Annotated in this window: 9 protein-coding genes and 1 pseudogene; all 10 read right to left on the bottom strand. The window is 39.5% G+C overall.

All coding sequences use genetic code 11. The annotated features are described in order from the left end of the window. Nucleotides 1-6: 6 nt before the first annotated feature. The 10 genes and pseudogenes from DXA05_RS10185 to DXA05_RS10150 all read right to left on the bottom strand — a co-directional run bounded on the left by DXA05_RS10185 (nucleotide 7) and on the right by DXA05_RS10150 (nucleotide 13,839). Nucleotides 7-1,014: a GRP family sugar transporter gene (locus DXA05_RS10185; RefSeq protein WP_061448444.1), complete on the bottom strand. Its 1,008-nt coding sequence runs from the start codon at nucleotides 1,012-1,014 to the stop codon at nucleotides 7-9. Between the two features lie 18 nt (nucleotides 1,015-1,032). Further along, nucleotides 1,033-1,491, bottom strand: a complete 459-nt coding sequence (locus DXA05_RS27395) for a hypothetical protein (RefSeq protein ID WP_284515508.1) — start codon at nucleotides 1,489-1,491, stop codon at nucleotides 1,033-1,035. Beyond that, entirely contained in the window at nucleotides 1,485-2,555 is a 1,071-nt protein-coding gene (locus tag DXA05_RS10180; RefSeq protein WP_284515507.1) for an alpha/beta hydrolase-fold protein, read from the bottom strand. The genes DXA05_RS27395 and DXA05_RS10180 overlap by 7 nt, the downstream gene beginning before the upstream one ends. Before the next feature lies 1 nt (nucleotide 2,556). Next, on the bottom strand, nucleotides 2,557-4,155 hold the full coding sequence (locus tag DXA05_RS10175) for an alpha/beta hydrolase-fold protein (RefSeq protein WP_128859141.1): 1,599 nt from the start codon (nucleotides 4,153-4,155) through the stop codon (nucleotides 2,557-2,559). A 12-nt stretch (nucleotides 4,156-4,167) separates the two neighbouring features. Continuing rightward, entirely contained in the window at nucleotides 4,168-5,715 is a 1,548-nt protein-coding gene (locus DXA05_RS10170; RefSeq protein ID WP_008642590.1) for an ADP-ribosylglycohydrolase family protein, read from the bottom strand. Between the two features lie 6 nt (nucleotides 5,716-5,721). Continuing rightward, a pseudogene (locus DXA05_RS10165) lies at nucleotides 5,722-7,328 on the bottom strand (ADP-ribosylglycohydrolase family protein). Between the two features lie 263 nt (nucleotides 7,329-7,591). Next, the gene (locus tag DXA05_RS10160) at nucleotides 7,592-9,304 is read right to left on the bottom strand and encodes an ADP-ribosylglycohydrolase family protein (RefSeq protein WP_284515505.1); all 1,713 of its coding nucleotides are present in this window, start codon (nucleotides 9,302-9,304) and stop codon (nucleotides 7,592-7,594) included. 58 nt (nucleotides 9,305-9,362) lie between these two features. Further along, the gene (locus DXA05_RS10155; protein ID WP_284515512.1) at nucleotides 9,363-10,607 is read right to left on the bottom strand and encodes a RagB/SusD family nutrient uptake outer membrane protein; all 1,245 of its coding nucleotides are present in this window, start codon (nucleotides 10,605-10,607) and stop codon (nucleotides 9,363-9,365) included. Further along, nucleotides 10,583-10,891 (bottom strand): hypothetical protein, encoded by a 309-nt coding sequence (locus DXA05_RS27385; protein WP_284515504.1) that lies wholly within the window; start codon nucleotides 10,889-10,891, stop codon nucleotides 10,583-10,585. Before DXA05_RS27385 ends, DXA05_RS10155 begins: the two co-directional genes overlap by 25 nt. A 14-nt stretch (nucleotides 10,892-10,905) precedes the next feature. Next, entirely contained in the window at nucleotides 10,906-13,839 is a 2,934-nt protein-coding gene (locus DXA05_RS10150; RefSeq protein WP_128859140.1) for a TonB-dependent receptor, read from the bottom strand. Nucleotides 13,840-13,856 lie beyond the last annotated feature (17 nt).

The raw sequence follows: 13,856 nt of genomic DNA, 5'->3' as shown, positions 1-13,856 counted from the left end.
TAATAATTAGTTTCCGGCAACTACTATCATTCCCAAACCAACCAGGAAGAAGATAAACATCAAGGCTAGTAATTGATTAACAGATTTCGTTGAGCCTTTAAATTCTTTCCAGATAAATACTCCCCAAATAGCGGCAATAAGTGGTGCGCCCTGTCCTAGTGCATAAGATACCGCCGGACCAGCTTCGCCTGATGCGATATAGCTGAATGCAGAACCAAGTCCCCATATCGCTCCGCCAAGCATTCCGCATATATGAGTTTTCGTGTTTCCTTTAAAGTATTCGGAGTAGCTGACTTTTTCTCCAACAAAAGGATATTTCATCACTAATGTGTTGAAAACAAAATTGCTTAGCAATACGCCTATTGAGAAAACAAAGATTGCAGAATAAGGAGTCATCATTCCTATAGCGGGTGAATTGAAGTTTTCTACATCCATACCTTTCACTACGAACCTGTAGAATAAGGACATTAGTACGCCGGCTATTAATGCAATGATAATTCCCTTTTTGTTGTTTTTCCTGCTTTCTTCACCCTTTTGCATTTTTCCGGAGGCCACTCCATTACAAATAATGGCAATAACAATGAGAGCTACACCGCCGAATAAAAGCAAAGGATTGCCGGTTGGAATTCCCAAATAATTGACGATTACCCCTAATACCAGTGCAATGCCGACTCCTAAAGGAAAAGCTACAGACATACCAGCTAAGGAGATGGACGCTGAAAGAAGAATGTTTGAAGCATTAAATATTACGCCCCCCAAGATAACCCAGCCGATACTGTCTCCAGATGCTTGTCCCAGATCTTCCAGAAATGAACGTCCGGTATCTCCATGACTACCCATTGTGAAGCCTAGTAAGATGGTGAACAATACCATTCCAATCACATAATCCCAATAAAAAAGTTCATAACGCCAATTTTTGGAAACTAGTTTCTGGGTATTACTCCAAGAACCCCAACAAATCATGGTTACGATGCAGAATATAACTGCCAATAAATAACTGTTTACTGTGAACATACTATTAGTATTTAATTGTTAAACATGAATTCTGTTATTTAAATATATAATCCAGTCCTCCCAATAGCTGAAAGCGTTGGTTTCTTTACATTTTCTTGACCGGAACTCATGTTCCAGGTCTGATTCCTTCAAAAGGATATGAATATTACTGCTAAAACCATATTCTTTTGACTCGGGTAGTACTTCTATCCAGCACCTGGGATATCTTTTATGAGAGTTGACCGCTTTTATAAAATTCAGAGCGTCACTTTCATCACCGATGGTGTTTACACAGACTATGCCGGTAAACAAATTTTCCCTTTGAATGGCTTCTATGCCTTCTTTGATGTTATCTTTCAAAGTGATTAAAGCCCTCATGCGTTGGGAACTTCTGATTTCGGAGAGTTGCTTTTCTATATAAGAGATTGTTGCTGAGAGGTCTGCGTTGGTTTTAACGAAGCAAAGAAGAGCAGGCCATGTTCTATTATCGTCTACCATTCATGAAATTGATTGACGAGAGTCTGTTGTTGTTGCTCGTTGATTTCTCCCTGTACGTAGATAATAGGATATTCTCTTGTGCTTCCTTGAGCCTGTTCCGGATAATAAACCGTTGCATTGCCCATTTTGATAAATGGTGTCTCATTCAGAAGAAGGCTTCTCTCATTATTTCCTGTCTGGTTCTCATTGAAATATTTGTTTATGAATCTGAACGCTTTTGGTAGTGCTCCATTCCAACAGGTAAAATCATGTCCTCCTGCACGTACTTCCCATTCATGAGGTATCTGTCTTTCCAGTAATAATCGGTGCAGTTCTTCATTACTTTCGCATAAAGTACCTTCTTTATCTCCAATATCCAGCATGATTCCAAATCCTTTTAAATCGGAAGTACGGAGGGTAGAAAGAATGTGGTAGGGTGAATGTTGCTTATAATAACTGGTTAGACGCTGGTTGCCATTCTTTCCTGCTCCTCCGAAAATCCGTCCCCATTGACTGTCCCATTCTTTTTGTGGTTCTTCTTCTATATATTGTTTTTCTGTACGGATAGATGGTGATAACGCAACAACAGAACCAAATAAGTTACGGTTGCGTAGGCTGACGGACAATGCTCCGAATCCTCCCATAGAGAAACCAATGATTGAACGTGCGCTAACATTCTTGCGGGTGCGGTAGTTGTTATCAATATATGGAACCAGTTCTTTAATAAAGAAAGTCTCATAAAGAAAACTGCCATCATAGGTGTCACTGTAATAAGACAAATAGCCGTCAGGAATAACCATAATGAAAGGTTCAACCTCTCCTTTTTTTATCATTTTGTCCATTACACGGGCAACATTGCCATATTCGAGCCAACTGGTATAATCACCTCCTATTCCATGAAACATATACAAAACAGGATATTCTATATCTGAATGTTCATAACCTTCCGGTAGGATAATAGAATAGGAGACTTCTTGCTTTAAAGAGGGACTATAAATATTCATCCCTTCTTTTTCTATGGGAAGTGCCCAAGCTCCATCTATACCTGATAGAGATAGGATTATATATAACAGTATCTTCCTCATATCATTTCTTTATTAACTGTTCACCAATGTAATAACTCATTGAATAAATACCTGTTTGGGCGGACTGTTCACTATCCAGTCCGTTTCTGACACGATATTGTACTGGAACCTCTGCATCCCGCAATCCATTGAATAGAGTAAGCATACTATTGTAATTACTACCTCCGTCTGTTATATCCAAATAATAAATTTTGGCCCGGTTCTCGTCAGAAAGGTTGTTAATACCCGCATCTTCTGCAAAGAAAAAATTGATAGCAGGGGTATTACCTGATGATTGCTTGTATAAGTAATCAGCTTCTGAACCATAGGCTAATCCTAATCTGAAGTCTGCATTACTTTCAGTATGAATCGTTTTCTCTATTGCATCGGTAATAGTTGAAAAACTTATTTCATTTTGAATAACCTCCTTTACATCAAAACCGGCGATTATCATACGTTTGATTTGCATAAGAGAATCTAATGCCACTGCCACCTTCTCTGTTGTAAGATTAACATTACCTTCTCCTTTGCTGTAATAAAGAACTTTGTAAGTTAGTTCGGAATTGTAGTCATCCGGTAACCATAGTTCGATATTGGAATTACCTACTTTTATGTTTTTATTAGTAGCATGTAATTCCTCTGTGAATTTTTTCAGAGTTTCCTGCGGATAGTTTTCTCCTTTGAATGAACGTTCGATAAAAGGCAGTGCCTCTTTCATGGATTCACGCCAATAACTGTCAGTGTGGGCACCGTTCCGTACACGATATTCGTGCTTGATATTTTTGTCCCGTAATAGAGAATGTAATTCACCGTTTCCTGCATATAGTCTTTCTTCATCATCACCGCAGTCTATGTAATACCGTACTGTTTGAAATGTGGAACTTGGTTTATCCTTGAAAAAGTGTAGCGGACATTGGCTTTTATAATAGCTTGTCAGCCTGCCTGTTCCTGTCTGGCCGCTTCCTCCGAAGTTGTTTCCCCATTGAAGATTCCAACCGTCTTGTGACAAAGAGATGTATTGTTCATCTGTATTTAGAGAGGGACTTAATCCTATTGAAACCGAGAATGTTTCAGGATGTTGCGATGCTATACTTAATGCCCCGAAACCTCCCATAGAGAATCCGGCAACAGCTCTTTCCGTCTTACTGGCTGTTGTTCGGAACCGCTTATCAATCAGGGGTACGAGTTCATTAATGAACATATCCATATAGTTGAACTTTCCGTCATAGTGGTTGCAAAAATAAGAGTTGAAACCTTCCGGCATGATGTAGATCAATGGGCGAATACTACCATTGCTGGTTTGCGCATCAGCTATGCTTTGAATATTCAGACCTGAAGGTCCCCATGAACTTTGGTTCCCTCCCCAGCCATGTAGAAGGAAAACTACTCCATATTTACCCGTACTTTCCGATAGATACTCTTGAGGCAGTAATACGGAATATTTGATTTCTTGTCCTAATATTTTGCTGTAAAAACTTTGATCGGGATTATAGCGTTTGGTAAACAGTTCCGGTGTATCGGTCTGTTCGCCTTCGGACGGACTGTTATCATCAGACGAACATGATAACAATCCGTAGGAAAATAATAATAAGGCTAATAATAGGAGTAGTTTTCTATTCATGGCTTCTCTCTTTTATTTATAAGGATTGATTGGCTCTGCCGGTGTGGATGAATAAACCACCATGTCTTTACATTGAACGGCATATTTTTCATTCGGATTAATCCATTTAATAACCAGTTTGTGAGGTCCTTCCTCTAAATCATAATTATAGAAAATGTCATACTTTCTTTTTATGTAGTCATAAGGCATTTCTATGGTTTCTACTTTCTTGCCGTCAATGTAGGCCTCCAGAATGGCGATGTAATTGTCATTACTATCTTTAACATCTTGTCTGATCATCCCCATTAAAACAACTCCCTTGCCATTGAACTCAAATGTTTTTTCTGTACCGAGATCATATTTGATAACTCTTCTTTCAGAAGGATATAAGCCTTCAAAAGAAACTTCCCATGCTACGGTTTTTGGCTTTTGAATCGTGGTATAGTATTTATCTCCTTTTATTTTTCCTCCGTTTGCTTTTAATACATCACTCAATAGTTTGAGATTAATGTCGTATACAGAACTTAAAGAGATATCTGTGTAGGGGAACTTAATATTTTCACATCTTTCGAGTGCCGGTTTCCAGTATTCGGGGATAGCCTTGTAGCCTTGTATGACTCCAAGAATTCCTGCGGCAGTTGCCGGGTTACAGTCGGAGTCTTGTCCGCAACGAGTGGCTATATCCATTGTTTTGAAAAAGTCGCCGTTGCCATATAAAAGTCCCATAACACAGTAAGCCGCGTTGATAGTGGCGTCAATGTTAAATGCATTGAATACCCCTTCCGGGCAGCCAATCTCAAAAGCATGACGGTTTTCTATTTCCAACCAGCATTTACGCCAGTCATTGGGATATTGTTTCCAATATTTAATCACGTCTGTGATGCAACGGTGAAATTTACTTTGTTCGGGTATTGTTTTAAGAGCTTCCGTGACAATTGTATAAATGTCATTATTTACATAAGCCAATGCATACATTGCTCCCATGTATACACCTCCATACCATCCGTCGCCGTAGTTCATGATATGCCCTATCTTGTCCGAAAAATCGGATGCGGTATTTACCATCCCCGGACATATCATTCCAATGAAGTCTGCTTCAATCTGGAAATCAATATCGTCAGCGTGCGGATTATTTTTCCAATGCCCGGATGCCGGCGGCATAATACCATGCAATATGTTATATCTGGCTGCCTGGTTGGCATGCCATAATTTGTAATCAGCGTTTGCAAAGGCTTTGGCAAATGATTCAGCAGGGGCATTTATCCCTTCTTCTTGCATTACTTCCAGAAAGGTAAGATCCATATATACATCATCATACAATCCCGGATCCTCAGCAAAGATGTCTTTACAATAGTCATCATACCAGATTATGGGAATTTTTTCATGAATGATCGCTCCTCTGTATTTAAATTCTGTAGGACCTCCATAGGTGCACCCTATGGTTTGTCCGGCCCATCCTCCTTTAATTTTGTCGAGCAGTACATCTTTACTTATTTCAACTGTTTTCCCATATTCTATTTGTGCCGTTCCCGATATGGAAAAGATAAATAGTAGAATGATGTTAATCAGGATTTTTTTCATCTTAACTTATTTATTAAAGTAAAATCTATCATGTTCTTTTTTCTCTGAATAATACATTATGTCGTTGATGCGAATAATGTAGTCTTTTTTGCGGTTTAACCATTTCATTTTAACGTGGTGTCTTCCTTCCTTCATGAGGTATTTCCAAGCCGGTTCTACTTTGCGGTCTGTATTTCTCATGGGTAAAGTTGCTACATGGTCCAACTCTCCGTCAATCCATATTTCCACTTTAGCAACGTATGGATCATTGGGCTCTGCCAATCCGAAGACCTCGGAACCGATGTGGCGTGTAGATACACGATTGATGTAATCGGGAGTAATACTTCTTGTGCAGCAAATATTGCCCCAGATAACAAACCCATTACCATTGAAATCAAATTCGAACGTATTTGTCAGGAAGCAGTCTTTGCGTTCTCTGTAAAGTGGATAGGTGTTTTCAAAATTTTGTTCTAAAGGAAGTACATCCGCCTTTTTGATTGGAATTTCAATTTTCCCATCGGATACTGTACCGCCCGTTTTGACTATAAGTTGTTTGGCTTGTTCAAAGCTCATTTTGTAAGCTTTTGCCAGAGACATGTCAGTTCCTTCAAATGTGAAATTTTCTACTTCTTTTAAGGGATTCAGCCAGAATGAAGGGATGTTGTTATATCCATACATGACTCCAAGCACACCGCCAACTGTAGACGGATTACAGTCAGAGTCTTGTCCGCAGCGTGCTGCAATATCGACAGAATTAGTAAAGTCTCCTTTGCCGTAGAGCATAGCCAATGCTACGAAAGCGGAATTGAGCTTGGCGTCAATATTAAAGTTTAGAAATACACCTTTTGGACACCCTACATCACAGTTCCATTTTTCTTGCAGGAAGTACCAGCAATCTTTCCAGTTGTCCGGGTGCAAAGAGTGGAAATTGATTACATCCTGAATACATTGATGGAATGTGCTCTCTTCAGGTATAACGGAGATTGCGGTTTTTAGAATTGCTTCCGGACTCTTTTCATAGAAAGCGGAGCTATAAAGAGCAGCTACGAAAGCACCGCCATAAAAACCGTCACCACTATTCATAATGTGACCTACTTTAGAAGCGATATCCAATGCTTCCGGCAGCATTGCCGGAGCCATCAGACCAATGAAGTCTGCTTCGATCTGGAAATCCAGATCGTCTGCATGTGGGTTATTCAACCAATGACCGGAAGCCGGTGGCATGATACCTTGGCGGATATTATATCTACCTGCTTGGTTAGCATGAGCCAAATGATAATCAGCGAATGCAAATCTTTTGGCAAGTTCTTCTTGTGAACAATCCAGGCCAAGTTCGTCAAATGCCTCAACAAACGTGCAATCGTTATAAATATCATCGAATAATCCGGGTTTCTTTTCCCACCAATATTTTACGTAACCTTCCGCCCAGGGGATCGCTGGTAATCTTGAATATAAGTTCCCGTGAACTTAAACTCTGTAGGTGCTCCGAAAACGACACCAATGGTTTGTCCTGCCCATCCTCCTTTAATCTTATCTAAAAGTTCTTTATCAGATAACTTTAAAGTTTTTACAGGCTGGGCCTGTACGTTGAGAGCAAAAAGCCCTATGATACATATCGTAATTATTTTCCTCATTTTTCTCTTCCTTTATTTCTCGTAAACTCCTAGTTCGGTAATAGATATGAATGATGATACATTCTTTGTGTATTTATGCCAGTGTTCCTGCACTTTTGCATCCATTAGTACGCGTATTCCCTTGGTTTTTACTGCCGGAAATTCCAAAACATATTGTGCAAACGGAGGTTGGAAAAATACAATATCGGTTTCGGGAAGTGCCGGAGTTGATTTGAATTTACCTACGTCATACCAATGTCCGTCATTTCCAAGATATTGAATGTTTAGAGAAGTAAACCATCCTCCGAATTCCTCCAGACAGCCATATCTAAAACAAGCATATTGATGTTATGCTCTTCTTTCCAACCGTATCCGAAATAGTCTATTTTAGGCAGATTACTTTTGGCCGCTAATGAATAAAATACAGATCCTACGCCATCTTTGACTCCGTCATTAATTACTTCTACATTTGTTGCGTACATCGGTTTTCCAAAGGTAATCCAGCAAGAATCGAGCACCTCTTCGTTCAGTTTACGGATATTTGCGTAAATAGTATCAGCCTTGGAGGCTATATTCTTGGTTTTAACTAATAACTCAAAGTCTTTAGTGATTGAGTTCTTGTTATTTGCGCTTAATTGTAGGGTAATCGGATATTTTCCGGCTTCTGTAGGAGTTCCTGCCAGTTTACCGTTTTGGAATGTAACTCCTGCTGGAAGTTTACCTTTTACCAGTTCCCATTTGAAATCAGCATTTGTTCTGCAGGCAAATGAGTAATCGGTAGGCTGTCCGATTTCCAAGTCCGGATTCGGACCGATACAGAATTCCATCGGGGGAATGAATTGTGCTTTGGGGTTAACATATACCATATCACCTTTCACTTTTCCTCCTTTAGAGCAAACCAGTTCGATTGCTTTGTTGTAAGTACGTTCAATCATGTCTTCAATGGAAGCATCGGGAATATCAAACCTGGTGATATTGATATACCGGTCGTTGAAGGGTTTTTCCCATCCTTCGATAGGTTTGGTCAAACTTTCGGGAAGAGACTTTGCACCGTACATTACTCCTAGAAGTCCGGAGATGGTGGCTGCCTGATTATCGCAGTCAAATCCCATTGCACAACTTAAATCCAGCGTCCGTTGGAAATCTCCTTCGCCATACAACATAGCCAAAATCCCGCATAATCCGTTCAGATTAGCATTCCAGATTGTTTTTGTCATGGCCGGTTCATCTATGTAATATTTTTTAGCCATGATTTGACGTGCTTTTACCCAATCTTTAGGATATTTGTCATATAAAGCAATCATCTCTTTTACAGCTATCGCATATCTGTCATCAGCAGGTAGTTCTCTCAAGGCTCGTGTAATCAGTTTGCGGATATCCTTGCAGAAAAAAGCGTCAGCGTACATTGCACCATATAGGACAGTGGGAGATACCGCCCACGAATCGCTTGTGATACGGGCCGCCCAGTCACTTTTTCCTGCAGCATACGAAATCATTCCCGGTGCTGTATACGCCCATATCTCGTTAATCAATTGAGGGTCGATCTGATACCAGTGGGGATTCAGATTTTCGTCACCGGTGAACGGAGGGGTGAATCCAAGATGCATTAATCCAAGTGCAGCCCTGTTGGCCAACCATACACGGTCACGGATATGATACATCCATCCTTCGCGCATATTGGCATAAGTAGGTTCTACACCATATTTCTCCATTAATAGTAAGTAGATATACTCAACATCAGTATCGTCATCAGAGAATGCACCATTATACTTCTGCAATTTATCTATATTTTTAGTGTAGCCGAATGGAAATCTGGATTCCGGGGCAGGTTCATCTACAAACTTGTTCTCAAAAGGAAGTCCATATATATTTCCTACCATTTGCCCGATCCAAGCTCCGGCTATTTTGTCTTTTAACTCTGTCTTTGAAATTTTTTGTGCAGAGATAAATAAGATGTTGGTAATTAAAACAAGTAAAAAGATGATTGGTTTTTTCATATTTATCAGGGTTGATTTGTTGGAAGGTACACTTTTCTATGTGAACCTTCAATTGTGGTTAATAATCTTTGTTTTGAGATAATTTTGGATTTGCATTTAAAATATCCGTAGGAATTGGAAATACATTTCTAAAAGTTTCTGAACTTTGGTCAGGGTGTGCCCAATATTTTTTCAGATATTTTCCGAAACGTATCATATCTTCATGGCGCCATCCTTCCCATGCCAGTTCTCTGCCTCGTTCTGCATAAAGTTCATCAATCGTCAATTGGCTTGTAATATATGCATCAAGACCAGCTCTTGTACGAATCTTCTTAAAGTCTGCCAGTTGGATAGCCTCGCTTGTTCTGTTTTGTCGTACCAAGGCCTCTACGTACATTAATACAACATCGGCATAACGGAAGATGGCAAAGTCGTTGTCCATACTAACTGTATATTCTTTTAAAGAACCATCAGTCTGGTAATGCCATTTCCAGCAGCGTGCACCGTCGTATGTACCACGTCCTCCGTTGCTATTGTAATATTTTTCTTCAAGGAAGACAGGAGTATATTCGAAACCAAGATCCTTTCCGCTTAGGTCTACTTGAGGACCGTATAACCAGCTCTGACTTCTGCGAAGATCTTGTTCTGCGTATGTTTGGAAAAAGTCCGGTTGGCAGAGAAAACCCGACCATGGAGCTGCCGGAATATTAAATGTTGCTTGTGATGCAGCTTCCAATGTCAGCGTATGCAGATAGAATGAACTACTGCTACCACTAGTATATACTCTATCATAAAGGATTACAAAGATATTCTCTTTAGAATCTTCGTTTTTAATGTCAAAGTTAGTAGAATAGGAGTCTTCAATGCTGTAAGCACCTATATCCATAATGTCTTTACAGGCTTTCTCTGCTTTGTCATACATTGGAGTACCGAACCATGCTTCTGCATTCAGATACATTTTCGCAAGAATACAATAAGCGGCAGCTTGTGTGACCCGTCCATAATTAGTATCTGAAGGCTCCCTGTCTAGGAACTCGATATTGTCATTAATTTCTTTTTCCAGATAATTGAAAATATATTCACGACTTTTTTGTTCCGGGTATCCGGTTTCCGTGTAGTCAGTTGTGAAAGGTACGTTTCCCCAACAAGAAATGGCTTGGTAATAGTAGAAAGCACGCAGTATTTTCATTTCGGCTATAATCTTCTCTTTTCCTTCAAACTGGATAGGTGATAGTTCCGTTTCGTAAATAATTTCATTACATGCAGCAATACCATTAAATATCCAGTTCCAGCCCCTTGTTAATAATTTATTTGCAGGTGGAATTTTATTCGTCTGGATTTCTTCATAACGTCCATTACTGTACCAGGAACCACCACAAGCGGGAACAGCACATTCATCAGAAGCTTGTAAAAGTAGCGTCCATAAACTTTGTTCGGAATTGTATCCTTGTAATTTCGTATATGCCTACCTGCATTGGCTACCAGTTCCTTCTCATTTTTAAAGAAGTCATTCATAGCTACTTCTGTATAAACAGTTTCGCTAAGATCGGTACATCCGTATAATAATATACAGATAACGAAACTTAATATTATATTTGTCTTTTTCATGGTAATCTTATTTTTTAGAATACTATATTAACTCCAAAAGTAAATTCTGTTGTACGCGGATAATAGCTCAAACTTTCCATACCGGGTTCCAGTCCGGAAAGGGCAACTTCTGGGTCGACACCAGAATAACCGGTGATACAGAATATATTCTGTGCAGTAAGAGACAATCTTAGTCTTTTTATCATTTTAGATGTGAAATCCCAAGTATATCCAAAGGTAACATTATCTAGTTTTAAATAAGAAGCATCCTCTATATATTTGGAGGAATATTTATAGGTCGTACTTGTGAAATTCGTTTGAGATAACCAGTTTGATGAGATATTTCTAAGTCCGATGTTGCTTAGATTTTCATATTCCATCGCATAGTTGTTCAGAATTTCTCCGCCGATAGATGCACGCAGTGAGAAACTCAAGTCGAATTTCTTATATCTGAAGGTATTACTCCAGCTAAGAGTGGCATCCGGATAAGCACAGCCAATTTTTTCCCATTGTTCTTCCGGTACGGAACCGTCTGCATTTTGTCCTAGCAATACATCTTTTCCATCTGTATCAGTTCCTAACCATATAGGACCATAGAAAGTACCCAATGACTGTCCTTCTATCAGACGTTGAGTGTAGCAGGCAGCACTTGTAGACCATCCCACTTTGTATGTTCCGTTAGTGAATTCATCATTGGTGAATTTCACCAATTTGTTTTTATTGTGCGAAACGGTAAGTGAGGTATTCCATGTAAAGTCCCTAGTGTTAAAAGGTGTACCGGATATCGTCAGCTCAACTCCTTCATTAGTTACTTTTCCAACATTCGTAAACAAGGTATTATATACATAAGGAGGTGTTGGCACGATGTAGTCATATAGCAAGTTTGATGTAGTCCGTTTGTAATAATCAAAAGTGAACGAGAGGCGGTTGTCAAACATTGTCATATCGACACCAACGTTGAACTCTGCTTTTTTCTCCCATTTTAGATCCGGATTTGCATTACTTGCAGGTTGATAAGTATTGATCCATTGGCCATTGTAATAGAATTTACCGGCTGTAGTCATCATCATCAAAGATTTGTAGTTTGAGAAATCCTGGTTACCGGTAACTCCGTATCCGGCTCTCAATTTTAAATCATCGATCCATTTGACATTCGAGAGGAATTTCTCTTTATTTATACGCCAACCTACGCTGACAGCCGGGAACCATCCCCACTTATTATTGTCACCGAAACGGCTGGAGCCATCACGACGTAGTGAAGCAGACAAAAGATATTTATCATCGTAGTTGTACATAAAACGTCCGAAGAATCCGATATATGTATTATCTTCTTTATTGGACGACATGCTGGCTTTGCCTTCAGTTAGATTCGTTCCTGTTCCGATGTTATGAGTCTGGTTGTCATCGAAGTCGAAACCGGAATTTGTCATGGATGCAGATGTGCTGTAAGTATACTGGTATGTATATCCGAGTAATGCCTGAATGGAATGTTTTCCGAAAATATTCGAGTAATTTAAAGTAGACTCATATTGTGTATCGTTTTCCTGATAGTTTTCAATATAGGCTTGCCCGTTTGTTCCTATTAAACTTGGATAATAATGTGTGTAGTATTCACGTGTCTCATATTGTTCCTTGTCGTATGAAACAAAGTTCTCCCATTTTAATCCTTTTATAGGCAATATGTTTAGAGTAGCACGAATATTTGCACCATAATTATCATTCTTACTTTCCATGTTCCTTTCGTTAATGATCGCTACCGGATTGTAATATTCCATTGCTTTGATACGGCTATATCCTCCGGCATCCGGATCGCTGTCGTCATAAACAGGCTCTGTTGGATTATGGGTAAATGCCTGCATAAAAGCACTTGTAGAGGAAGGGCTGTATTTGCGATGAATGATATTCAGGTTATAATCCAAATCGACCCATTTATCTAATAATGACTGGCGAATATTGGTACGTGCCATTAGCTTTTCGGAGCTATTATGCTTTTGCAAGCCATCGCTCTTTTCATAATTGAAAGAAGTGTGGTGTGAGAACTTCTCGGAACCTCCGGATATAGACAAGTTGTGCTTATGGCTGAACGGAGTTTGTGTAATTTCTTTAAACCAATCGGTATCACTGTCAAAAATATAACTTTCCAATTCTGGGCGATATTCCTTGATAACAGATTTGTATTCGCTTGCCGATAAAGGTTTTGCTCTGCGTGAAACGACTCCCACGGTGAGTTGCCCATCATAAGAAACTTCCGTTTTGCCACTTCTTGCACGTTTAGTTGTGACGATGATTACTCCATTCGTACCTCTTGTTCCATAAATAGCAGCTGCCGAACCATCTTTTAATACGTCAATTGATTCCACTTCCTGAAAATTGATATTTCTGATATCTGCACCTGCCACCCCATCAATAATAATTAATGGACCTTGGCCTGCGGAAAGCGTGTTTGTTCCGCGAAGTAATACTTCGTATTTGGCTGTCGGATCAGCACCGTTCGGGTTGATAATTTGTAATCCTGCCACTTTTCCTTGCAACATTCCCATAGCATTGGTGAATGTTCCAGGATTGAGGTCATCTTTCTTCATGCTGGTAACCGATCCTGTAAGCTCTTTCTTTGTGGTAGAGCCGTAGCCGATTACTACAACGTCATTAAGCACTTTCGAGTCTTCGCGCAGGTGTATTACAAGCTGTGTCTGATTTCCTACTTGTTGTTCAACAGTTGCATAACCTACATAAGATATAACCAATACATCAGAAGGATTCGCTTTTACATTGAAGGTTCCATCAACTCCTGTAATAGAACCATTTGTTGTACCTTTAACAAGGACACTGGCACCGATAATGGGTTCATTTGCTTCATCGAGGACTGTACCTCTTATTGCCTTCTGGGCAATAGCATCATTGCTCATCAAAGAAAATACTATTAACAACATACTTGTCAATAGACCGTGGATTGAACATTGTTTTATCATAATAACAGAATTAAGGA

This window comes from Bacteroides sp. AM54-2NS, from assembly GCF_003602935.1.
GTDB lineage: Bacteria > Bacteroidota > Bacteroidia > Bacteroidales > Bacteroidaceae > Bacteroides > Bacteroides xylanisolvens.
Note: the sequence above shows the minus strand (reverse complement) of the source record. Positions and strands in the feature narration are given on the sequence as shown.